The organism is Candidatus Rokuibacteriota bacterium (assembly GCA_016209385.1).
Classification (GTDB): domain Bacteria; phylum Methylomirabilota; class Methylomirabilia; order Rokubacteriales; family CSP1-6; genus JACQWB01.
The window spans coordinates 1-22,963 of sequence record JACQWB010000036.1; the positions used below are offsets into that span (position 1 = coordinate 1).

The 22,963-nt window shown below is 68.4% G+C and carries 23 protein-coding genes; 7 read left to right on the plus strand and 16 right to left on the minus strand.

Annotated features, from left to right (window positions below; genetic code table 11):
• Both HY726_02430 and HY726_02435 read right to left on the minus strand, forming a co-directional pair.
• Positions 1-232 (minus strand): 4Fe-4S binding protein (locus HY726_02430; GenBank protein MBI4607849.1); only part of this gene is annotated, 232 nt, incomplete at its 3' end.
• A 6-nt stretch (positions 233-238) separates the two neighbouring features.
• A complete protein-coding gene (locus HY726_02435) occupies positions 239-565 on the minus strand; it encodes a GYD domain-containing protein (protein MBI4607850.1) in 327 nt (108 codons plus the stop codon).
• A gap of 96 nt (positions 566-661) precedes the next feature.
• On the opposite strand from HY726_02435, the gene HY726_02440 reads away from it, so the two are divergent.
• Together HY726_02440 and HY726_02445 are read left to right on the plus strand one after the other, a co-directional pair.
• On the plus strand, positions 662-1,711 hold the full coding sequence (locus tag HY726_02440; protein ID MBI4607851.1) for an LLM class flavin-dependent oxidoreductase: 1,050 nt from the start codon (positions 662-664) through the stop codon (positions 1,709-1,711).
• A gap of 5 nt (positions 1,712-1,716) precedes the next feature.
• On the plus strand, positions 1,717-2,577 hold the full coding sequence (locus tag HY726_02445) for an amidohydrolase (GenBank protein ID MBI4607852.1): 861 nt from the start codon (positions 1,717-1,719) through the stop codon (positions 2,575-2,577).
• Positions 2,578-2,759: 182 nt separating this feature from the next.
• Here the strand turns inward: HY726_02445 and HY726_02450 are convergent, their stop codons facing one another.
• The 4 genes from HY726_02450 to HY726_02465 form a co-directional block, all read right to left on the minus strand.
• Positions 2,760-3,002, minus strand: coding sequence for a hypothetical protein (locus HY726_02450; protein MBI4607853.1), 243 nt, complete (start codon positions 3,000-3,002; stop codon positions 2,760-2,762).
• A gap of 72 nt (positions 3,003-3,074) precedes the next feature.
• A complete protein-coding gene (locus HY726_02455) occupies positions 3,075-4,103 on the minus strand; it encodes an alcohol dehydrogenase catalytic domain-containing protein (protein MBI4607854.1) in 1,029 nt (342 codons plus the stop codon).
• 212 nt (positions 4,104-4,315) lie between these two features.
• Positions 4,316-5,377 carry a Fic family protein gene (locus HY726_02460; GenBank protein ID MBI4607855.1) on the minus strand — a complete coding sequence of 354 codons (1,062 nt, stop codon included), beginning with the start codon at positions 5,375-5,377 and terminating at the stop codon, positions 4,316-4,318.
• A gap of 41 nt (positions 5,378-5,418) precedes the next feature.
• Positions 5,419-7,344, minus strand: coding sequence for a tetratricopeptide repeat protein (locus HY726_02465; protein ID MBI4607856.1), 1,926 nt, complete (start codon positions 7,342-7,344; stop codon positions 5,419-5,421).
• Between the two features lie 1,588 nt (positions 7,345-8,932).
• Between HY726_02465 and HY726_02470 the strand changes: the two genes are divergently transcribed.
• Positions 8,933-9,448 carry a hypothetical protein gene (locus HY726_02470; GenBank protein MBI4607857.1) on the plus strand — a complete coding sequence of 172 codons (516 nt, stop codon included), beginning with the start codon at positions 8,933-8,935 and terminating at the stop codon, positions 9,446-9,448.
• A 180-nt stretch (positions 9,449-9,628) separates the two neighbouring features.
• Here HY726_02470 and HY726_02475 read toward each other — a convergent pair whose 3' ends face one another.
• From HY726_02475 to HY726_02490, 4 genes are all read right to left on the minus strand, one after another.
• Entirely contained in the window at positions 9,629-10,486 is an 858-nt protein-coding gene (locus tag HY726_02475) for a HEAT repeat domain-containing protein (GenBank protein ID MBI4607858.1), read from the minus strand.
• Between the two features lie 6 nt (positions 10,487-10,492).
• Positions 10,493-13,573, minus strand: coding sequence for a tandem-95 repeat protein (locus HY726_02480; protein ID MBI4607859.1), 3,081 nt, complete (start codon positions 13,571-13,573; stop codon positions 10,493-10,495).
• A 1,172-nt stretch (positions 13,574-14,745) separates the two neighbouring features.
• On the minus strand, positions 14,746-15,678 hold the full coding sequence (locus HY726_02485; protein ID MBI4607860.1) for an IS3 family transposase: 933 nt from the start codon (positions 15,676-15,678) through the stop codon (positions 14,746-14,748).
• Positions 15,675-16,073: a helix-turn-helix domain-containing protein gene (locus HY726_02490; GenBank protein MBI4607861.1), complete on the minus strand. Its 399-nt coding sequence runs from the start codon at positions 16,071-16,073 to the stop codon at positions 15,675-15,677. The genes HY726_02485 and HY726_02490 overlap by 4 nt, the downstream gene beginning before the upstream one ends.
• Positions 16,074-16,478: 405 nt before the next feature.
• Between HY726_02490 and HY726_02495 the strand changes: the two genes are divergently transcribed.
• Complete coding sequence (locus HY726_02495; GenBank protein ID MBI4607862.1) at positions 16,479-17,393, plus strand: hypothetical protein; 915 nt, start codon at positions 16,479-16,481, stop codon at positions 17,391-17,393.
• On the opposite strand, the gene HY726_02500 is transcribed toward HY726_02495, so the two are convergent.
• Positions 17,353-17,673: a type II toxin-antitoxin system RelE/ParE family toxin gene (locus HY726_02500; protein MBI4607863.1), complete on the minus strand. Its 321-nt coding sequence runs from the start codon at positions 17,671-17,673 to the stop codon at positions 17,353-17,355. The two genes, HY726_02495 and HY726_02500, sit on opposite strands and share 41 nt — an antisense overlap.
• Entirely contained in the window at positions 17,673-17,933 is a 261-nt protein-coding gene (locus tag HY726_02505; protein MBI4607864.1) for a hypothetical protein, read from the minus strand. The genes HY726_02500 and HY726_02505 overlap by 1 nt, the downstream gene beginning before the upstream one ends.
• A 380-nt stretch (positions 17,934-18,313) precedes the next feature.
• Here HY726_02505 and HY726_02510 point away from each other — a divergent pair, with 380 nt between their 5' ends.
• Together HY726_02510 and HY726_02515 are read left to right on the plus strand one after the other, a co-directional pair.
• A complete protein-coding gene (locus HY726_02510) occupies positions 18,314-18,529 on the plus strand; it encodes a hypothetical protein (GenBank protein MBI4607865.1) in 216 nt (71 codons plus the stop codon).
• Positions 18,526-18,963: a PIN domain-containing protein gene (locus tag HY726_02515; protein ID MBI4607866.1), complete on the plus strand. Its 438-nt coding sequence runs from the start codon at positions 18,526-18,528 to the stop codon at positions 18,961-18,963. The genes HY726_02510 and HY726_02515 overlap by 4 nt, the downstream gene beginning before the upstream one ends.
• 149 nt (positions 18,964-19,112) lie before the next feature.
• Here the strand turns inward: HY726_02515 and mmsB are convergent, their stop codons facing one another.
• Together mmsB and HY726_02525 are read right to left on the minus strand one after the other, a co-directional pair.
• A complete protein-coding gene (gene mmsB, locus HY726_02520; protein MBI4607867.1) occupies positions 19,113-20,018 on the minus strand; it encodes a 3-hydroxyisobutyrate dehydrogenase in 906 nt (301 codons plus the stop codon).
• A 106-nt stretch (positions 20,019-20,124) separates the two neighbouring features.
• A complete protein-coding gene (locus tag HY726_02525; protein ID MBI4607868.1) occupies positions 20,125-20,775 on the minus strand; it encodes a cyclase family protein in 651 nt (216 codons plus the stop codon).
• A 17-nt stretch (positions 20,776-20,792) separates the two neighbouring features.
• On the opposite strand from HY726_02525, the gene HY726_02530 reads away from it, so the two are divergent.
• Positions 20,793-21,671: a DMT family transporter gene (locus tag HY726_02530; GenBank protein MBI4607869.1), complete on the plus strand. Its 879-nt coding sequence runs from the start codon at positions 20,793-20,795 to the stop codon at positions 21,669-21,671.
• A gap of 15 nt (positions 21,672-21,686) precedes the next feature.
• Here the strand turns inward: HY726_02530 and HY726_02535 are convergent, their stop codons facing one another.
• Complete coding sequence (locus HY726_02535) at positions 21,687-22,778, minus strand: hypothetical protein (protein MBI4607870.1); 1,092 nt, start codon at positions 22,776-22,778, stop codon at positions 21,687-21,689.
• Positions 22,778-22,921, minus strand: a complete 144-nt coding sequence (locus tag HY726_02540) for a hypothetical protein (GenBank protein MBI4607871.1) — start codon at positions 22,919-22,921, stop codon at positions 22,778-22,780. Before HY726_02540 ends, HY726_02535 begins: the two co-directional genes overlap by 1 nt.
• Positions 22,922-22,963: the final 42 nt, after the last annotated feature.

Sequence of the window (22,963 nt, forward strand, 5' to 3'; positions counted from 1 at the left end):
CTTTGGCCCCGACCGGAGAGATGGTGATGGCGGCCACGGGGCAGGCTGGCAAGCACCACGCCACCCTGCACAGGGGGCAGGTGTAGGGGGCGTAGGAGGTGAAGCTCTCGTAAGGGGAGACGCGGATCACCGATTTGGACGGTTGGAAGCTGCCCGTCTGCATGTAGGAGCAGGCCAGCTCGCACCGGAGGCAGCCGGTGCACTTCTCAGGGATGATCTTGAGGACTTTCATCGCGGCTCAGCGCGGCTTTCGGGTACCACGCGGGCGGCCGCCGCGCCGGCGCTCGAGGCCGTTGATGAAGGTCTCGAGCGGGATGGCGGCCAGCGTCATCATCTGGACCGAGCCGCGGGCCCCGAGCTCGATAGAGACGCGCGAGATGGTCTCGTTGTCGGCCGCCTCGAGGACCGTCACGAAGTCGTACGGCCCTAGCACCGCGTACTGGGCCCGCACCTTGACCCCCATGCGCTCCACCTCGCGGTTGACCTTCCGAATCCAGCCCGGCCGCTCGCGGAGGACCTTCCGCCCAGCCTCGCTCAGGGTGCTCAGCATGATGTACGTCGCCACGGTGACTCCCCCTTCGCCGCAGAGTGAGAGCCTAGTATAGCACGCGCCGCGTTCGGGTTGACAGGCAGGGCCGAGCGGCGCGATCATGGTCGGCGCATGAAATTCGGAATCTTCTTCCTGCTCGAGCAGCCGCCCTGGAAGACGCAGGAGGCCGTGTACCGGGACGCGCTCACCCAAGCCGCCTACGCGGAGGAGCTCGGCTTCGACGCGGTGTGGCTGGCCGAGCACCACTTTTCGGAGTACGGGATTTGCCCGTCGATGGCGGTCCTGGCCGGGGCCATTGCCCAGCGCACGCGCCGGGTGGCCATCGGCACCGCGGTCTGCATCCTCCCCTTCAACCACCCGCTCAGGATCGCCGAGGAGTGGGCCATGGTGGACCTCCTGTCCGACGGCCGTCTGGACTTCGGCGTCGGCCGGGGCTACCAGCCGGCGGAGTACGCGGGCTTCGCCATCGCGATGAACGAGAGCCGCGAGCGCTTCGACGAGGCCCTGGAGATCATCAGGCAGGCCTGGACGCAGGAGCGCGTGACCTTCAACGGGACATACTACCAGGTGAGCGATGTGGCGGTGCTCCCCAAGCCGGTCCAGAAGCCCCACCCGAAGATCCGGATCGCCTGTGTGAGCCCGGACACCTTCGAGCGCGTGGCGCGGCAGGGCGAGCGCTTCCTCTCGGCTCCGTCGATCACGCCGGTCCACCTGATGAAGTCGGCCTATGAAACCTACAGGCGGATCTGGCTCGAGTCGGGTCACTCGACCGCGGAGCTCGAGATCCCCGCGCTCTACTTCTGCCACGTGGGGCAGGACGCGGCCTCGACCCGCCGGGACTCCGAGAAGGCCATCACCTGGTACTTCCAGACCCTGGCCCGTGTGATCGCGGAGTCGAAGGATCCGACCAGGGTGCCCGAGGCGTACAAGTTCTACGCGCGGGCGAAGGGGAACCTGGAGGCGGTCACCTACGATTTCCTCTACCAAGAGGTGGTGCTCTTCGGTGATCCCGAGCGTGTCACCGACAGGCTCCAGCAGGTCAGCGACGAGCTGGGGCTCACGTACGTGATCGCGTGGATGAACTTCGGCGGGCTCCCCGATGGGGCCGTGCGCGGCTCGATGCGGCGCTTCGCCGAGAAGGTGATGCCGCGCTTCAGGTGATGCCGGTGAGCCACGTCAAGGCCATCGACGTGCACGCCCACATCTCGACGGCGCCCTGGCACCGCTCGACGCGGAAGTTCATCGAGGCCATGCGCACCTACTACAAGACCGAGCAGCCGGTGAAGACCGAGGATGAGATGGCCCAGGACTTCATCCGGGCGGGCGTCAAGGGGTGCATCATCGCCTGGGACGCCGAGGCCGGCACCGGCGAGCCGCGGACGCCCAACGACTACATCGCGGACCTGGTGCGCAAGTACCCCGAAGCCTACGCCGGCGGCTGGGCCATGGTGGATCCCTGGAAGGGGCAGATGGCGCTCCAGGAGATCGAGCGCGCCGTCAAGGAGCTCAAGCTCCTCGGCGTCAAGTTCCAGCAGGGGGCCCAGGCCTTCTTCCCCGACGACCATCGCTTCTACCCGATCTGGGACCTCTGCCAGTCCCTCGGCGCCCCCGTCCAGTTCCACACCGGCACGACCGGGCTCGGCGCGGGGCTTCCCGGCGGCCTGGGCGTCAAGCTCAAGTACATGAAGCCGATCCCCCACATCGACGATGTGGCCGCCGACTTCCCCCGCCTCACGATCATCGCCTGCCACGTCTCCTGGCCCTGGCAGGAGGAGATGCTCGCGGTCCTCCTCCACAAGGCCAACGTCGTCATGGAGACCTCCGGCTGGGCCCCCAAGTACTTCCCGGAGAGCCTCAAGCGCGAGATCAATGGCCGCCTCCAGGACAAGGTGATGTTCGGCTCGGACTACCCCGTGCTCAGCCACGAGCGGCTCTTCCGAGAGTTCGAGACGGAGGGCTACAAGCCCGAGGTGCTGGAGAAGATCTACCTCAAGAACCCCCAGCGGATCCTGGGGCTCAAGGTGTAGGGAGGATCAGATGAAAGACAGCGTGCGGGTCCTCCTGGGCGGCGTGCTCGGCTTCCTCCTGGCCCTGGCCTTCCTCATCACTGGCAGCACCCTCGCCACCCTGACCTACAGGTAGCCCTCCGGCTCACACCGCGCTCGCCCGGAAGCCCTTGCTGGAAGGTCGTCGTGCGCAGGACGACCCGCTACCGGGACACGGCCTCGTGGATGACCTCCTTTAGGAAGGTCTGGTAGGGTTTTCGCAACTTCCGGGCTCTCTGCTTGGCCTTTGCGAGATCCACTTCGCTTAGCCGCAATGTGACGGGCCTCGTCTTCGGATCGAGGACCTTCCACGCTCCGCTGACGTCATCCTCCTGGTCACGTTGTTCTATCTCCCTGGCGAGGCAGAGCAGACAGAACCACTTCAGATCTTCCGCCTGATAGAGCACGGAGCCACACTTTCGACATCTTCTCTTCATGGGATCCCCCCTGTAACCTTCAAATAAACTGCCTGAGCGGCTTCACCACGTGAGGACGAGCCGGCCGACGGGATCGCCGGCGCGCAGGGCGGCAAGCGCGGCGTTCGCCTCCCGCATGGGGGCCGTGCCGCTGATGATGGCTCGCACGCGGCCGTCGTTCACCAGGCTCGCCGCGTCGGCGACGTCCCGCACGGAATGGTTGTGAGAGGCGATGATCTGGGTCCACTTGTAGACGAGCCGGGCGGGGTCGAGCGCGACCGTCTGACCGTAGTGGTAGCCGAGGACGACGAGCCGGCCGCCGGGCCGCAGCAGACCGAGACACTGCTGGAGCACCGGCGGCACGGCGGCGCCGCCAACGATCTCGAGCGCGAGGTCGGCGCCCAGGCCGCTCGTGAGGTCGAGGACGGCCTTCACGGGATCGGCCGCGGCGGCGTTGATCGCCGCGAACGCGCCGAGCTCGCGCGCCTTCTCGAGCTTCTCTGCCTTCACGTCGACCGCGATCACGCTCGCTCCCAGGTGGCGGAGGAGCTGGAGCGCGTGCAGCCCGAGCCCGCCGACGCCGAAGACCACGGCCGTCTCGCCCAGCTCGACCCTGGCCATGCGGATCCCATGGAGCGGCGAGGCCAGTGTGCCGCCGATGAGCGCCGCTGCCTCGAGCGAGACGCCGGGGCCGACCTTGACGAGGTTGCGCTCGGGGACGGCCACGAGCTGGCCGAAGCCGCCGTCCAGCTCGAACCCGAGGCGCCCCGGCGAGCCGAGGCACATCTCCTCGTGGCCCGCGCGGCACATCCGGCAACGCCCGCACGTCTGCTTGCAGACCATGACGACGCGATCGCCCGGCCGGATCGACTCCACCTCGTCGCCGACCTCGCGCACGATCCCGGCACTCTCGTGCCCCATCAGGCGCGGCAGCTTCACCGTGCCGACCAGGCCATCGACGATCTTGAGATCGGTGCCGCAGAGCCCGTTCGCTTTCGCCTCCACCAGGGCCTCGCGCGGGCCTGGCTTCGGCTCGGGAGCCTCCTCCCAGGCGAGCGGCTTGCCGAACTGCTTCAACACCATCGCTTTCATCCGCGGACCCTCATCGCCATGAGCCTCCTCGTTCGGACAGACTGTGTCAGCGCCGCGGGGCGCGCGAAGTCTCCGCGCGATGAGCGGCCGCCCTTCACGCGGCCCGCGAACCCTTCGGCTACACGTATCTAAACCATGACGTCCTCGCTCTGGCCTGCCGCGTCACGGGGCCGCGCGCCCTGGAGATCGTGACCGCGACATTACCCTCTCTTTTACCCTCTCTTGAGCGTATTACCCTTTTTCCGCCAGGGAGCGCCAGGGCCCCGGCCCACGCACATTACGTGTCCGGCCTTCTGGAGGTCGCGCAGCACCCGGCGAATCATGTCCCGACTGACGCCGGGGCAGGCGCGCTCGAGGTCGCCCAGCGTGAACTCACCCGGGAATCCCTCGATGGCTGCCTCGACGAGCGCCGTCTTGGCGCCGCGCGGGGTCTTCATCTGGCCGACCCGCTCCTCGAGCTCCCGATAGGCGCGGCGCACGACCGCCAGAAAGTAGTTCAGCCAGGGAAGGACATCGTGCTGGCCTTCGTGCCAGCCTTGAGAGCTTCGGAACAGCGCCTCGTAGTACTCGTCCTTTGACTCCTCGACCACGCGCTCGAGGCTGATGTAGCGGCCGACCTCGTAGCCGTGGTGGTAGAGCGCGAGAAGCGTCAGCAGGCGCGCGACGCGCCCGTTGCCGTCACGGAACGGGTGGATGCAGAGGAAGTCCAGCACCAGCGTGGCGAGGGCGACCAGCGGCGGCGCGCTCTCCTGCGTCATGGCGTGACGATAGGACAGGCACAGCTCCTCGAGCGCCGCCGGGGTTTCGGCCGCGGAGACAGGGCGAAAGCGCACGATCGGCGGCGCCCCCTGCCGGTACTCGACGATCTCGTTCTCGATCCGCTTCCACTGCCCGGCATCCGCTGCTCCGTGCTGGGCGATCCGGTGCAGCCGTCTCAGGGCATCAGGCGTGACAGGAAGATTTCGCGCTTGCGTGTGGATCAGTTCGAGCGCCCGCCGGTAGCCCTGAATCTCCTCCTCCGAGCGGTCCCGGGGCCTGGCCCGGCCAACAACCAGGGGACGAAGGCGGTCCGCGGGCACAGTGACTCCCTCGATCCGGTTCGAGGATTCGACGCTCTGGACGATGGCCGTCTCGCGCAGAGCTCTGAGCACCTGCGGCGCCTGCTTCGCGTACAGGTCCTGCCTGCCCTTGGCCTCAGCGATGTCGGTGAGGAGCCATACCGTACCAGCGGGCAGGCTCAGCCTGGCCAGGCGGCCACCGCGAAATGACATCATGACGGCGATTCCCCGTACTTATTTTATTTCTGCGCGCCCGGCTATCGCCTCCGCCGCTTGCGAGACTTTTTCACGGGAGTGTGGGCTCGCAGCCAGTCGGCGGCGCCGGGCATCGCCCGCCACGCGTCAGCCAGCGCGCGGGCGCAGATCACGGCCTCCTCCTCGCTGCCGGGCGCGTAGGAAAACGGATCGGCGTCCGGCAATTCCTCCTCCCCGGTGAGGTATTTGGGGACGCGGCGGTTGGCTCTGAGCGCCTGGCGCAGGCTCTCGCGCGCGGCCCCGCTGTCGCCCTCCCGGCGGAACGCCCGGCCGTACTGCCAGAGGGCCATGCCGTCGTCCTCGAACTGACCCAGGAGGGCCCCGGCTTCGTCGTCGCGGGCCCCCGCGAGCAGGGCCGGGAGGAGGGTGTAGCGGACGCCCAGGATGTCGTTCGGGTTCAGGCGGAGGAGCTCCCGGTAGTGGCCGATCGCCTCGTCCGGCTGGCCGAGCGCCTCCAGGCACTGCGCGAGCCCGAAGCGGGCGCGCATGTAGGGCCGGGTGGTGATCAGTCCCCAGAAGTGGCCGGCCTCCTCCGCAAAGATCCGGGGCCCGAGCGCGCGCCCGCCTGCGGCGACTCCCTGCGCGTAGAGGTCACAGGCCTGGTTGAGGTCTCCCGTCTGCTCGGCCAGGATCACGTAGGCGTCGGCGCAGTCGGCGGATAGATCGAGCGCTTTCCGCGCGAGCTGGACCCGGCGCCGGCCGCGGGCCTCGAAGGCCTGGTAGGCCAGCTCCTGCGCCTTCTCGAGCGGTGTCGAGGCCGTGGAGGGGATCGCATCCATGGGACCGCTGAAGCGTCGCCGGAGAGCCTCGTTTACCTGCTCGAGGTTTTTGAACTCCGAGCGCGCCATGAACCGCTCCGTCTCCAGCATGACGCGCTCCATCGCCCGCCGGTCCGGCAGGCCGGCGCGCCGGATGGCCTGGGGCGCGTCGAGCGGTTCGAGCAAGGAAGGGATCGCGAGCTGGTAGGCAACCGGCCCGTCGAACGTTTCGACCTCGCATGTCCAGCGCCCCTGGTCAATCTCGCCCTCGGTGGTCTGGGCGAGCGTGCGGAGAAGGCCCTCCAGGTAGGAGAGGATCGCGGCATCCGGCCGGCGGAGCTTGCCGTCGGGGCTGAATCGGATCGCCACGGGATAGGCATCGTCTCCGGCGACCGGCAGGCCGGACTCCCCCCAGAGATCAGCGTCGCCGAACGGCATCTCCGAGATGGGTCCGAAGAAGAGTGACCACCTTGGGCGCTCCACAAGGGCCTCTGGCTCCAACCGCTCCTGAACCTCGTTGTGATCGTCTACCGACTCGAAGAACCCGAGGCCAAAGGTCTGCCTGGCGGCGCCGAGGACGGTGACGTGCGTGAGACCGCGCTGGGCCGCCGGAGCCTCCACGTGAATGAGATCTTCGTCCGAGAGATAGCGCCAGGGCGCGGCCTCATAGAAGCGCTTCGCCGCCTCCGCGAAGGTGCGCATCCGGTCCACCGTCACGCCGGAGGCGTTGAGCGCGTCGGGAGGCAGCGGCGCGCCGGCCATCTGCTTGCTCATCTCGGCGAGCACCCGCGTCACGGCCGGGAGGCCGGGGGAGACCGCGAGCGTGAGATCCCTGTCCCCGAGCGCGTCGAGCAGGCGGGAGCCCAGCTCCTCGTCGGCGACCTCGAGGCTTCCCGGCCGGCAGCCGGCGAGGTTCCGCTTCAGCCCGAACTCCAGGAGCGCGTCCAGGGCCAGGGTCCAGTCGTGCGCTCCCGGCTCTGGCTCGAGCTTGAGATTGATGAGCCCGGTCTTCAGGCTGACCCAGATTCCCGCCCAGGGCCGGTACGGCTTGCCCTCGGGGCCGCGCTCGATCCAGCTCGGCAGGCGGGCGAGGCCGCCCTGCCACCGGTCGTCGGACAGTCGTGGGAGCCGCTTGAATCGCTCGACGATCAAAGAAGAAACCTGGCTCATGACCGTCACGCTCCGTGAGCCGGCGGCTCGGGCTCGCGAACCTGGATGGGCCGGGTCAACGCGTCCACGTCAAGCCAGTAGTGCTCGACCTTCCGTACCTCGTGCCAGCGGAAACGGCGGGTTCTCCGTTCTGATGCTAGCCTGATTACAGTGAGGGAATTCTAGGTCTTTACGCCAGACAAGCACAAGGGCGCAAGAAACGTAGATAGGCGCCGTTCTCCGCTCCTTTCCTCTGTCCTCACTGTCCTGCCTCTCCTGACGGGACGCGGCCGCCATTGACCATGCCTAATCACGCCCGAACCAAGGGGTCAACGTTCAGAACCATTTGCACGCAAGCAGGCATCCCACGCGCCGAGTTCCTAAAGGCCTACGAGCAAGCTTGAGCCCAGCAACGGCGAATTTCTCCGCTCTTCGTCCCGCTCGCGCGCGCCCCGGACCGGCCGAACCGAAGCGCCGGGAAATGGCTTTTATCCTGGCTAATGCTCAACTCGACGGTGATGTTCTGGCCCTCCACGTAAGCCAGCTTGCGGCGCCGCCGCCGGGAGGTCTCCAAGAGCTGCGACGTCGCAGGCAAAGGGTTGAGGGGCACACCGAGGCCCTGGTGGCCTCTGAGAAAGCACTTGAAGGTCTGACGCCCAAGGACCTTCCCGGGTGCAGGAGAGCCTCGACCAGCGCGAGCAGGCGCTCAAGACCTACAGCAAGCTCTTGGAAGAGCTGCCCCAGAGCCCCAGGGCTGAGATGGTCCGCATGCTCCTTGCCAGTCTCTCCAGCCCTACGGGCTGAGGTAAGCCGCCCTCCCAGTAGCCCGGCCAGTCAGCCTCACATCAGCCGCGTCGCCCCACGCTGCGGCGGCCCCCGAAGAGGCCCCCCAGCCGGTCCGTGAAAGGCCGAGTCTCAAGCCGTCAACGCTTCGGGACCTAAAAATGGAAGAAGGGGGGGTTGCTCCATGCGCTGAACGCCCGGCCCAGGCGGGACTGGCCCAAGTGGACCCGCCGGCTGGAACCGGCGGCGGTGGTTCTTACCCCTTGTTTTCGCCCTGGATCCGGTGACACGGTGACAACCCGCTCCCAGAGCGGCTTGTCACCGCTTCGGGAAGTGGTGACGTCACCGGATGCAGAAGCGGTGACAGCCCGCATGGATATTGGCTTGTCACCGTGTCACCGCTTCGAGGCCCGAAAACGGAAGAACGGGAGGCTTCCCGTGGATAACCTGGCGGCCGGGATCCCGCGCCCGGTGGGGGGTAACCCGGCGGTGAAGGAGGCTCTAGCGGCCGGGGTGTCTGGACTGACACGAGGCCTGCAGGCGGGCCGGGGCTTCGGGTGATCCGGCGACTTCGTCCTCCTGATCAGCCCAAGGACCCGTCCTCGCCAGGCCTTGCTCCCTGCCGCGCCGTCGTGCTACTACTGAGTCGTGGAGCGCCAGAGCGCTGGCAGTCCTGACTCGCGCCGCGCGGCGGCCGGCGTGTTCGGGGAACACGACAGCAGCGGGGTCGATGTGTCGCTCCTGCGCTGGTTGCTTCGGCTGTCCCCGCTCGAGCGGCTCGTGAAGATGGAGCAGCATGCGCGCGAGACGCAGCGCTTGCTGGAGTATGGGCGAAGGCACCGACAAACCAAGGCTCCTCGTCCTCGCTGAGTTTCTGGACCGCCACGGTGTCGAGTTCCTGGTCATCGGAGGCCAGGCCGCCGTCCTCCACGGATCGCCCCTCCCCACATTCGACATCGACCTCTGCTATCGACGCACCGCCGCCAACCTCGAACGGCTGGCGGCCGCGCTGAAGGAGATACACCCCACGTTGCGGGGCGCACCCCCGGACCTGCCGTTTCGCCTCGATGCCCGGAGCCTGGCGCTGGGCGCCAACTTTACATTCGACACCGACCTCGGCCCGCTGGATCTCTTCGCGTGGCTCGAGCCCCTCGGACCCTACGAGAACCTGATCGAACGCGCCGAGCAGATGGATCTCGGGTCTGTCCGGGTCTCGGTGATCGGCCTTGACGATCTGATCGCAATCAAACGCCACATCGGTCGCCCGAAGGATCAGGTTGCCGTGCTGCAGCTCGAAGCCCTGAAACCACTGCGTGACAGGGGCGAGGAGGAGCTTCGATGACGGCGAGATCGAGGCCTGATCGCCCGCAGCGTGATGCGCAGGGAGTGGGATGGGCGTGCCAAGCCGGCGGGTTCTCCCAGCGACGGCTGGGAAAACCTGAGGGCGGGATGATTTCTTCCAGGCCGCCATGCTCGCGTATGTCGCGAAGACCTGGCACCAGGAGGGTTCGAGCGGCCGAGTCTATCGCGCGACGGACAGCTTCCGTTTCAGCCCCGCCAGGACCTGGGCCACCTCGTGCCGGACCGACTCATCGGGATCCAGCGTGGCGTGCTGGAGCACGGCCAAGGCCTGCTCGCCCCCGAGCAGTCCCAGCGCCCGGGCGGCCGCCTGCCGGACGGCCGGGCTCGGGTCGCCCAGCAGCACGCCGGCTAGCGCCGGCACGGCGCGCTCGCCTGCGACACGACGCAAGGCATATACCGCGCGGGTCCGAACGGCGACCTCGTCATCCTGAACGGCGGCCGTCAGGGCCTCCGCTGCCGCCTCGCCTCTGAACGCCTCGAGAGCGCCGATCGCCTGGTGACGGACGATCGGGTCAGGGTCCTGTGTGACGATCCGCGCCAGCTCGGCAGCGGCGGCGGCATCCCCCCGGCTGCCGAGGGCACGCACCGCGCTTAGCCTCGAGGGACGGTCCGGGGTGGCGGGTTGAACGTCGGGCCCGCCCTCAACCTCAAGCCCGCTCTCGATGAGCCAGACCTCCTGGAGCGAGCGTGGCTCCCCGAGGCCTCCGTACACGAACCCGACGGAATACCCCCGCGTCAGCTCCTCGATTGCTTCATCGAGCGGCACGCCCTCCATCGAGCGGGTCACCCGCGTGGTGAGGCTGCCTCGGATCGTGATCTCGACTCCTGCGGCCCCGGCGATCTGGCGAAGCACCTCATCCAGCGGGGCCTCGCGGGCGACCAGGGTCAGCCGCCCGGCCGCCACCTCCACGTGGACCATGGCGACAGTCTCACCCGCCTCCGCGCCCAGGGCATGCCCGCCCAGACCGAGGGCGAACGCGACGAGCGCGAGGCCCCAGCAGTTTGCCGCCTTCAGCATAAGGAGTTACTGCAGCCCATTCTGGAGTGCGCGGGCCAGAGCGATCAGGGCATCCGCCGTCGCCGCATCCAGGGCACCGCTCTGCTTGAGCGCCGTGACCTCATCGACGAACGCGTTGAGCTGGTTATTAGCACTTGCCAGCAACTGCTCGATTGTCCGCAGCTTGCTCATCATGCGGTTGGTGAGGCCGGGGTTCAGCTGCAGGCCCTGGACGGTCGTGACGAGAGAGTCGAGCGTGTTGACCGGGTTCACCGTAATGGTCACCGTGGCGATGTTGGAGTCTGCGGTGCCGTCGTTGGCTTTGTAGGTAAAGCTGTCCTGGCCGTTGAAGCTCGGGGTTGGGGTGTAGGTGAAGGAGCCATTGACGTTGAGGCTCAGTGTGCCGTGGGCGGGGCCGCTGACGAGGATGGCGGTGAGAGGATTGCCCTCGACATCGCTGTCATTGGCCAGGACGCCCAGGGCGGGGACGCTCAGCGTCACATCTTCGTCCGTGGTGAAGGCGTCGTTGGCAGCGATGGGCGGGTCGTTGAGCGGGTTGACGGTGATGGAGACGGTGGCGGTGTTGGACGTGAGCGTGCCGTCGCTAGCCTGGTAGGTGAAGCTGTCGGCACCGTTGAAGTTCGGGGTCGGGGTGTAGCTGAAGGAGCCATCGGCGTCGAGGCTCAGTGTGCCGTGCGCGGGGCCGCTGACGAGGATGGCGGTGAGAGGATCGCCGTTGACATCGCTGTCATTGGCCAGGACGCCCGGGGCGGCGACGCTCAGCGTGACCTCTTCGTCCGTGGTGAAGGCGTCAGCGGCAGCGACGGGGGCAGCATTTCCTTGCACATCGCCGATCTTCGCCACGAAGGCATCACCGGAGCCGCCATTGAAGGTCAGGTCCGGCCCGACCGTCACCGGAAAGGTCGCCTCGGTGGAGGTGGTGAACCCGGTGACGTAGGCGTGGCCGGCGCTGTCCACGGCGAGGCCGCGGCCGTCGTCAAAGCCCGTCCCCCCAATGTAGCCGGCGTAGACGAGCGCAGTCCCGTCGGGCTTCACCTTGGCTACGAAGGCATCGAAGTTGCCGCCATTAAAGGTTAGGTCCGGCCCCACCGTCACCGGGAAGCTCGCCTCGGTGGAGTCGGTGCGCCCGGTGACGTAGGCGTGGCCGGCGCTGTCCACGGCGATGGCGAAGCCTACGTCACTGCCCACCCCCCCGAGGTAGCCGGCGTAGACCAGCCCCGTGCCGTCGGCGGCTACCTTCGCCACGACGGCATCATGGCCGCCGCCATTGAAGGTCAGGTCCGGCCCGACCGTCACCGGAAAGCTCGCCTCGGTGGAGCTGAAGACGAACCCGGTGACATAGGCGTGGCCAGCGCCGTCCACGGCAATGCCGTTGCCGCGCGCTCCCTCGATGTAGCCGGCATAGACCAGGCCAGTGCCATCGGCCGCCACCTTCGCCACGAAGGCGCCAGCGCCGCTGTCCAAGGTCAGATCCGGCCCGACCGTCACCGGAAAGCTCGCCTCGGTGGAGGCGGTCGACCCAGTGACGTAGGCGTGGCCGGCGCTGTCCACGGCGATGCCGGTGCCACCGTCACCCTCTGTCCCCCCGATGTAGCCGGCGTAGACCAGGCCCGTGCCGTCGGCGGCTACCTTCGCCACGAATGTGTCACCACTGCCGTTGTAGGTCAGGTCCGGCCCGACCGTCACGGGGAAGGTCGCCTCGGTGGAGGAGGTTGTCCCCACGACATAGGCGTGGCCGGTGCTGTCCACGGCGATGCCGGGAGTGCCGCCGTCACTTCCCGCTCCCCCGATGTAGCCGGCGTAGACCAGCCCCGTGCCGTCGGCCGCTACCTTCGCCACGAATGTGTCACCACTGCCGTTGTAGGTCAGGTCCGGCCCGACCGTCACCGGAAAGCTCGCCTCGGTGGATTTGGTGACCCCGGTGACGGAGGCGTGGCCGGCGCTGTCCACGGCGATGCCGAAGCCTTCGTCTCGGTCCGCCCCCCCGAGGTAGCCGGCGTAGACCAGGCCCGTGCCGTCCGGGTTCACCTTGGCCACAAAGGCATCACCGCCGTCGTTGTAGGTCAGGTCCGGCCCCACCGTCACCGGGAAGCTCGCCTCGGTGGAGTTGGTGACCCCGGTGACGTAGGCGTGGCCGGCGCTGTCCACGGCGATGGCGTGGCCAAGGTCACTGCCCGTCCCCCCGATGTACCCGGCATAGATCAGCACCACCGGATCGAGGACGAGGGGTTTGGTTTTATCGTAGGGGCCCACGCGGAAGCCGAAGGTTGAAGTCAAGTCGCTATCGGCGGCGTTGGCCTCCAGCACATACGCCGTCGGCACTTCCGCCCGCCGCTGCTCCAACTCTTGATAGGAATAAGGCTTCTCTTCGCGGAAGCTCCCGACGGGGGTGGAGATCTCGAGCTGCCCCGCGTCGGTCAGGCTCACCGTGGCGCCCCGGTAGGCCAGCCGGATCTGGCCCGGATCGGCCCCGGGCTTGACCCGGAAGGTGTACTTCAGCCGGTCGGACGTTCCTGAATAGACGAGATCGATCCCGGGCCAGAGGTCGGGATAGACCACCGAGGCATAGGTCTTGAGCCCCGTCTTCCACTGCTCCCGAGGCCCCTTGAAGTAGCTGACCACGGCCCGCGTGGGCTCCAGCCCCTGCGGCCGCACCTCGGGGTTGGCGCCGACGAAGTCCAGCTTGACCGCCCAGCGCCGGCGGGCGCCGTTCGACTCCCGCGTGCTCCCGAAGCGCTCCGGGCCGAGCGAGGCCAGGCGCAGATCGGGCGTCTGCGCGGCGCCCGGCTGGTCGGCCTCGCCGGTCAGGGCGAAGGTCGCGCCCCCGGGGGTGAAGTAGACGGTGGCGTCGCGGCCCTGGACGTAGTAGGCGACGCGGGCGTCGACCTGCCCTCGGTTCTCGACGAAATAGAGAGGGAGCTTGCCGTACCCCTCCACGAGTCGCTGCCGCGCCGCCTCCGGGACGGCCGGCCCCGCGTGTCCGGCCGCTCCGGTGGCCAGCACCGGGACGAGGAGGGCAAAGAGGAGCAAGCCTGCCTTGAGCAATACTGGAAAGCTGGCGGCCCTCCCGAACGCGGCGCCTGCCATGTGATCTCCTCCTCGCGACCCCGTGCTACTGAGCCGCGACGCCGCCGCCATCCCCCAACGGAGCGACCAGTCAAACCGAGCCGCGTGTCTCATCTCGGCCTCCTGAAGTTCCCGCCCTGCCATGACCGGACGGGCGGACGGGCCAACTGCACGGGCGTACTACTTTCGGAAGGGAATAGATCAGGATGGTTCTCGAACTGGTGCGGTCAGAAGACGCCGCGACCCGGAAGGCGGAACGCTGGAGGACTGAACGCGAACAGTCGCATGCTCGTCTCCCTCCGCAGCGCAAGTCGCTGCCGGTTCACCTGAGTCAAGCGGACGGTGGCCCTGGCGTCAATCCGCCATTTGGCGGATGCGCCTGCAGGCGGATGAAGCGGCTGAGGTGACGCGAACTCCGCGGAATTCTCGACTTCGTCACGAACCAGAGCGAAGGGTGTCCGGCTCCCGCAGGCCGCAGGGACCAGGACCGGGTCGCCCGCTACTACCTGCTGACCCGGGGGCTCGCCGACCCCCAGGCATGCTACGGCCCGCCGACCGCGGCGGAATGGGAGGCCTGAGCGGCTGCTTATCCCCTGTTTTCGGGCTCGATGCGTTGACAGCGTTGACAACCCGCTCCAGGAGCGGCGTGTCAACGCATCGGCAAGCGTTGACGTCAACGCATGCAGAAGCGTTGACAGGCCGCATGAATACAGGCTTGTCAACCTGTCAACGCTTCGGGGCCTGAAAATGGAACAACGAGAGGAGCTCCCCAGGCAGGACTCTCCCGAGCCGATCCGCCGGCTGGCAACCTGCTGAACCCCCTCGGAGTCTTCCGGCCGCCGCCTTAGCCCCTTGTTTTCGCCCTCGATCCGGTGACACGGTGACAACCCGCTCCCAGAGCGGCTTGTCACCGCTTCGGGAAGTGGTGACGTCACCGGGTGCAGAAGCGGTGACAGCCTGGAGTGCACCCCTAAAGTGAGACACGAAAAAGGGTGACGGCTTACGTTGATCATCATGGGCCACCGCGGGCTGCGTGAGCAAGACGGCATCAGCCCCATGGCGGGACCGGCGCCGAGCGGCAGCAGTCCCGCAGGGGCGATTTGGGGGGGTACCCAGATAGCGGCCCCCCTCGAGAAGTCGCGTCTGTGAGGCTCTACGGCCCTCGGTTTCGGTGGCCACGCCGAGAAACGCGGTCACGCCGGCTCCCCGAGCGCCACGGCCGCGCGCGTCTGGGGGCTGAGATCGCCGGGAGGCCGGATCGGGAGAGCGCTAGCCTCGGGCCGCACCGTGGCCTCGAACTCGGCCGGCGTCAGGTACGCGAGTGCCGAGTGCAGCCGCTGGTGATTGTAGACCTCCTCGATGAAGGTGCCGATCGAGCGGCGCGCCTCGTCGGCATCCCGGTACGCCCGCCCGTCGACCTCTTCCTGTTTGAGGGTCTTGATGAAACTCTCGGCCTTGGCGTTGTCGTAGGGCGAGCCGATCCGGCTCATGCTCGGCTGGATCCCGTGCGCGGCCAGCAGGGCGGTGTACTCGCCACACGCGTACTGCACGCCCCGATCGGAGTGGTGGATGAGGCTCCCGGGCCGGGGCCGGCGGGCGGCCAGCGCCATGTGCAGCGCCGCCAGCGCGAGGCTGGCCTTCAAGTGCCCCTCCACTGCCCACCCGATGACGCGGCGGCTGAAGGCATCGAGCACCACGGCCAGGAACGCGAACTCCTCGAGAAGCCGCAGATAGGTGAGGTCGGCCACCCACAGCTGGTCGAGGCCGGTGAGGACGAGGTCCCGGGCCAGGTTCGGCACCACGCGCCAGGCGTGGCGAGAGTCGGTCGTGGCGGGGACGAACGCCCGCCGACGGAGGCACAAGAGGTTGTCCGTGCGCATCAGGCGCAGGACGCGCTTGTGGTTCACCGCCCAGCCCGCGCGCCGGACGAGGGCGGTGAGACGGCGATAGCCGGAGTGGCGATGCGCGAGCGCCAGGCGCTGGAGCTCATCGCGCAGGGCCATCTCCTCGACGCGCGGCGCTGCGGCCCGCCAATGCCGGTAATACGTCGCTCGGCTGACCCCGGCGAGGGCACACATGCCTTCGATCGACAGCCGGCCTTGCGGCGGCGTCAGCGCCTCGATCACGTCGAAGACGCTGCGGCGCCAGGCCCGTCGCTCGGCCGGGGTGACGCCTTGATGTGCCGCAAGGCTCGCGCGAAAAAATCGAGCTCCAACGCTTGCTGACCCACCTTGCGCTCCAGCTCCGCGACGCGGTCCGGGGCCGGCGGGTCCCCTCGGCGGTGGGGCGCGCCCGCGGCGCGCTCCGGCCGCGGCCCCGGAGCCGCGCCCGTGCGCGGCCGTCCCGGTGGGAGCAGGGCTTCAGGGCCGCCCCGCGCGTAGCTGTTGCGCCAGGCGTACAAGAGCTTCGGCCACAGCCCGAGCTCCCTCGCCAGCGCCCGGACCTTCTCACCCGCCAAGATCCGGCGGACTGCCGCCTCCTTGAACTCACCGCTGAAGACACGGGGTCGTTGTCCGGGCATAGGTCCTCCTCTGGAGAACTGTCACCCGTTTCCGTGTCTCACCGGAAGGGTTCACTTCAGCCCGCATGGATATTGGCTTGTCACCGTGTCACCGTTTCGAGGCCCGAAAACGGAAGAACCGGAGGCTTCCTGTGGATAATCTGGCGGCCGGGACCTGGGCCTGGTGGGTGACCTCGCGGGGAAGGAGGGCCAGCGCCCCCGGGCTCAGCGGGACCAGCTTTCGGCCGAGATGGGCCCGGGGCCAGCTCCCGCCGGTCCGACCACACCGTGCGCGGCCTCCACCGGCTCCTCCCCGGCGAGGTCACCGCCTACAACGAGTCGGACCTCGGGAGGCAGACGATCTGGTGGGCGACAGAGCCCCGCCACGCCACCTCCCCGGGCGACGAAGCCACCTTCGCCGCCCACATGCAGGAGCACCCGCGGATCGCCCACTACGTTCGGACCGGCAACGGGCGCGCGCTCCGCTTCTCCGACCTCGTCTCCCGGGCCGGCTTACACCGGCTCGGGCTCTACAACGAGCTGTTCCGCCGCCTGGGCATCGAGCACCAGATGGCCGCCATCTATCCGCTCCGACCGGGAATCCTGATCGGCCTGGCCCTGAACCGCCACACCCGCGACTACTCGGACCGCGAGCGGCTCCTGCTCGACGTCCTCCGGCCCCACCTGGCCCAGATGGAGCGCCTCGCCGAACGGATGGGCGCGCTGACCGAAGCGCTCGCGCATGCCGGCGAGGCGCTCGAGGCCATCAGCGAGGGCGTGATCCTGCTCGACGCAGCCGGTCGAGTGCGCCTGACCACGGCGCGGACCCGCGAATGGCTCACCTCCTGGTTCGGCGCCTCCCGGGGCGGGACCCGTCTGCCCGAGGCGCTCGCGCGCTGGGTACGTGCCGAGCAGGCCCGGCTGGAACAGTCCGACGATGTGCCCGCGCCCCTGGCACCCCTCGTCGTCGAGAACAACCGCCGACGGCTCCTCGTCCGGCTCCAGCCGGGCATCGGACGCTCGACGCTCCTCCTCGAGGAGCAGGTGACCGCTCCTGAACCAGTCGCGCTCGAACGCCTGGGGCTGAGCCGCCGCGAAGCCGAGGTGCTCGCGTGGGTGAGTCAGGGGAAAACGAACCCGGAGATCGCCTCGATCCTGGGTATCAGCCCGCGCACGGTGCAATCACACCTGGACCACATCTTCGAGAAGCTAGGGGTGGGAACGCGCACCGCGGCCGCCGCGTGCGCCCTTCAGGCGGCCGGGGCTGTCGGGCGGGAGCCCCCGGCCAGCCACCCGGCGGTCAGCGATAGCCAGCCGGCCAGGAGCGCCGCGCCGCGGTAGAAGCCAGAGCCCAGACGCCACACACGCCTTCCCCGTGTACCGCTTCACGATGGCAGTGGTGCCGGGTCTTGTCGTCGATGGTGTAAATGATCCGATAGTCCCCGACTCGGATCTTCCAGAGGCCGATCAGGGACTTTCGAAGCCGCTCGCCGTACTTCTCGGGGGCCGTCTTGAGCCTCTCCTCAATCGCCCGCTCGATCCGGTCCTGGACGTTCGCCGGGATACCGGGGATGTCGTCCTCAAGCACCTCGTCGAAGTAATTGACCTCGTAGCGGGCCATCAGCGGGCCCTGGCCTTCCTCCTGCGTCGAACCTCCCTCCAGAACTCTTCGTGCGGAATGAACTTCCCGCCCCGGCGCATCCGGCCCCGGACCAGTGTCTCGAAGGCTTCGTCCTCCTCGATCTCAAGGGCGTGGTGGATCAGGTCGCGCGCCTTCTGCGACATGGAGACCCCATCGCGCTCGGCCACCGTCGCCAGCGTCTCATAGAGGGGGGCCTCTAGAGCCACAGGAACCCGTTTGGTCGTGGCCTTCGTTGGCATCTTGGCTACCTCCTTCCGCTCGGGCACGGCCCGGATATCTGTGTAGCAGGGTAGCGAAAGTGATTCAGGGCAACAAGCGGGTGAAGATGGGCCTGACCCATTAGAGGCCGAGTCTAGAGCCGTCAGCTCATGGCACGATGAACACCAGCCCGTCGCGGTCCGCGGCCGTCCGCCCATCCGAGCGGACGCCATCCACCCGGAGGACCAGAACGTTTCGCCCGGAGGTGAGCAAGACCCTCACAGTTTGAAACGTGCCGGGAGCCGGACCAACCCTGGACCGCTGTCCAGGGTTAGCTCGCGCAAACGGACTTATTTTCATAAAAGCATATCTATGCTAATATTGCGCAAGGGCGTAGGATATGGAGAGTCGTCGGACTACGGTGATCTTAGACAGAGATCTCTACCGGCAAGCGAAGCGGATGGCCGTGGAGCGTGAGACGAGCTTGAAAGAGGTCATCCAGGAGGCGCTCCGGACGTTCCTGCGTGTCGGGCCTCAGCCCGCGCCTCCGGAGAAGCGGTCGCGGTTCGGGGCCTATCGTGGACGGGCGACCGGCGATCTCAGGCGTACGACGATGTATCGAGACATCCGGAAATGATCCTGCTGGACACGAACATCCTGGTTCACGCGACCGGTTCGGGTTCGCCGACGTACGCGAGGGCGAGAGAGCTACGGGACCGAAGTGCCACTGGAGAGATGGACGCGTGCGTTGCGGCCCAAGTGCTTACCGAGTTCTATGCCGTCGTGACTGACCCACACCGCTTTCGGCCACCGCTGACACCGGCCGAGGCTCGACGCGAGCTGCGCGCATATGTTGAGTCGCGCTTGACGCTGATCCTGCCGAAGGCGACCACGGTCGCGCGGATGTTGGCGTTGGCCCGGTCAGCGCGGGTCAGGGGTGGCAAGATCTTTGACTTCTTTCTTGCGGCCACGATGTTGGATAACGGGGTCGGGACGATCTATACCGAAAATGTTCGGGACTTCAGGGGGATCGAAGGAATCGAGCCGATTGACCCCTTTCAGCCCCGGTGACCATGTCGGCTCGCTTCTCGGTCGGACGAGGAGACCTCGTGGCTCGTGGCCTCGGAGGGGTCCGGGTACGCGCGCCGAAGGCGCGGGTGTCGTCCGCTCGGTCTCCCGCAGCAGCTCTGAGAGGCGAGTCTGGCGATCGGAGCCGGCCACTACACGGGCGCGGTCTCCGAAGCGGGCTTGAGGAAGGTGTACACGGAGGAGAAATCCTTCCGGCCGAGCCCGTGGGCCGACGCGAGCCGGTAGAGCTGGGCCGCCGCCGAGGCGACGAAGAGCGGGACCCGCTGCTCGCGCCCCGCCATCACCACGAGCCCCAGGTCCTTGGCCATGAGGTCGGTCATGAACCCCGGCGCATACTCGCGGCTCGAGGCGGCCTTGGCGACCATCCCCGCGACCGGGTGGTTGTGCTCCATCACCCAGGTGTGGCCCGAGGACTTCTGGATCACCTCGGTGAGGACCTTCGGGTCCACGGCGAAGCCCTCGGCGAGACGAAAAGCTTCGCACACCGCGATCATCGCGACACCGGCGATCAGGTTGTTGCAGAGCTTGGCGACCTCGCCGGTCCCGACCGGCCCCACGTGGATGATCGTCGAGCCCATGGCCGAGAGGACAGGGCGGGCCTCTTCGAGATCGGCCGGGTCGCCGCCCACCATGATCGTCAGGGTCCCCTCCACCGCTCGGGGCACCGCGCCCGAGACCGGCGCGTCCAGAAACCTCACCCCCTGCGCCTTGGCGCGCTCGGCTACGCGCCTGGAGGTGCCCGGGTCGATCGTTGACATGTCGACGCACAGCCGCCCCGGAGGCGCCCCAGCCAGGACGCCGTCGGGGCCGCAGTAGCACGCCTCCACGTCGGCGGACGAGGGAAGCATCGTCACCACGAGGTCGGAGTCCTTCGCGACCTCGGCCGACGAGCGCCCCACCGCCGCGCCGCGCCGCGTCGCCTCCTCGAGCGCCTCGGCCCTGACATCGTAGGCCAGCACCGAGAATCCCGCTCGGATCAGGTTCGCCACCATGGGTGTCCCCATGGTCCCGACGCCGATAAAGCCGATGCGCTTCATAGGTTCTTCTCCTCACGCTTCCGGAGCTGGACTCGAGCCCACTCCTCGATCAGCCTCACGACCGCGGTGTGCCCCAATCCGATGAATCCGATCGTCCGCGCCTCCATCACTCCTCCACGGCAAAAATCCGCGCCGGGGCGCCGTCGCCGCCCCGGATCTTGAGCGGAAAGGCGCCGATCAGGAGCTTCCTCCCGGCCACGGCGGTCAGGTTCGCCAGGTTCTCGGCGATCAGGATTCCGTGCCCCAGGAGCAGGTGATGAACCGGCCAGTCGAAGCCCTTGGGCCTCAGCGGAACGGGCATGTCGGCGGAAAAGCAGTCCACGCCGACCAGCTTGACCCTGCGGTCCAGGAGCCACCGCGCCGCTTCCTCAGAGAGATAGGGGTGGGTGTGATAGTCGTCGGTGGCGAACTTCGCGTCCCATCCCGTGGCGATCAGGACGATCTGGTCGCGCTCGACTTGGGCTCCCGTCGCCTCCAGATCGCTCACCGTGATGGGCTGGTTCGGGGCCTTTTCGACGCGGAGCACCCAGCCCGTGCCGCCGAGCTCGCCCAGATCGTAGCTGTCGATGGTGCGCCCCCCGCTGACGAAGTGGAGCGGCGCGTCCACGTGGGTGCCCAGGTGAGTGACGAAGGTGAAGCGCTGGAGGTTGTACGGGTCGCGCCCCACCTGGAGCACGGTCTCGATGCAGGGCGGGCCCGCCACCGGCGGGTGGGTCATTCCCTCCTGGTACGGGTGGGCGAGGTCAATCCAGCGCATCGGTATAATGGCACCCTGTGAATCCGGGGCTTCTCCTGATCTCTCTGGCCGCCATCTCCTGGGGGACGACCGGCGTCACCATGACCCTGCTTGCCCGGGAGACTTCAGCCGGCCCCCTCCTCGTCGGCTTCGTCAGGATGGCGGTGGCCGCGCCGCTCCTCCTCGTGGCGGCGCGCGTCGCCGAGGGCCCGTGGCGGCTTGGCTGGCGCCGGGACGGCCTCGCCTGCCTCGCGCTCGGAGCCTTCATGGCGGCGTACCAGGTCTGCTACTTCTCCGCCGTGGCCCTGACCGGGATCGCCGTCACCGCCCTCCTGGCGATCTGCTCGGCCCCGCTGATGATCGCCCTCCTCGCGGTCCTCTGGCTCGGCGAACGGCTCACCCCTCAGCTCGCCCTCTCGCTCGCGATGGGCGTCGTCGGCACCGGCCTCCTCGTCACGCGGCCGGGAGAGGCGGGAGCGATCGGGAGCGCGTTTCTCCCGGGCGCCGGGCTCGCCCTGGGCGCCGGGCTCGCCTACGCCCTCTACGCCGTCGTCGCCAAGGCGAGCCTGGGGCGGGTCGCGCCGCTCCCCCTGGCCGCCCTCACCTTCAGCGTCGCTGCCGTCGCCCTGACCCCTGTCCTGCTGGGCGAATCCCGGGTCATCGCCCAACTGGCGGCGGGCTGGGCCCTCTTCCTGTACCTGGGCGTGGTCCCGACAGCGCTCGCCTACACCCTCTACACGCTGGGACTCCGCCGGACGCCGGCAACGGTCGCCGGGATCGTCACGCTCCTCGAACCGCTCACCGCCACCGCCCTCGGCGTCGGCCTGTTCGGCGAGCGCCTCGGCGTGGGCGGCGTCTTCGGCGCCGTCCTCCTCCTCGGCGCGATCGCGCTCCTGGCGCTCAAGCGGGGCGCCTGACGCGCCGGATGAGGGTCACCCCTCGCTCTCCCCCGAGGGGAGAGGGCCGAGGGGGATGCGCGTCACGGGGCGAGATACTGCCCGGCTGAAGGTGCAGTTGGGGACGACCGCCGAGTGCCTGCCCGCGCCGCCGGCGACGACGACGAAGATCTCCTCCGGCCCTTGCACCACCGGCAGGCGCGCCTCCGGGTCCGTCACCGCCTGCATCCAGCGGGGCCAGTCCTGGATCCCCCACATTCCCCCGAGCCTGAGCGTGCGGAGCGGCAGCCGCGCCAGCTCGAAGAGGAAGGTCTTGACGTCGGCCTTGCTGAAGCCGTCGCGGGCGATCGTCGCGGCGTGCTCGGGTCCGAGCACGACGAGGAGCTGGCTCTGCGAGAAGTACCACTTGACGTTCGAGCCGAGGGTCGCGGCGGTGTCGGCGATCGTGTGGAGGATCCCCGCGGCCCCGGTCGAGACGTGGTCGTTGACGTTGTGGGGCGCCTCGCCGCCGAACACGGTCACCACACTGGCGTCGCGGGCATAGCCCGTTTCCACGTGGAGAGGCTCCCACGGGTTGGCGGCCTCGTTCTCGGCGATCGCGTACGAAAACTTGGCCGGGCTGCCCTGAGTGGCCATGTCGTGGCTCCCGGGCCACGCGCCGCCCACGTTCAGGAGGATCAGACGGATCGCCCGCCCGATCGTCGCATTGGCCCGAAAGCCGGGGCCGAAGCAGCCGGCCCCCGCCTGCATGCCGATCGTCTCCGCGTAGGGGCCGTTCAGGATCAGGAGCGGCGCCACGGGGTGGGTGGTGGCCTGGACCCCGTAGAGGTTGAAGGCCGGATCGAGCATGGCCTCCACCGCGGCGATGATGACCGGGAAGTGCTCAGGCAGGCAGCCTGCCATGACGGCGTTGATCGCGAGCTTCTCCAGGGTGGCCTCGCCCCAGAGCGGCGGCACAGGGCCGAGGGACTCGCCCGGGTCGCCGTCCACAGCGGCCAGCATCGCCTCGACGTGCTCGGCGGTCGGCGGGACGATCGGCAGCCCGTCACACCACTGCCGCTCGCAGAACGCGGCGAGGACAGCCTCCGGGGAGTCCGGGAGCTCGAGGACCTCTGAGCGGAGGGCCATCACGCGGGACGGATCAGGCTCGCGAGCTGCTCCACGGCTTGCTGGGCACGGCGGAGAACCCCCTCAGGCCTCTCGCCGCCCAGCGGGTGATCCACGACCAGCACCGGCAGGCCGGCCACGCCGTAGCGCTGGAGCTGGCCCACGGCGAGGGCGCGGAAGGCTGTGGTGGTGATGAGCCCGGACGG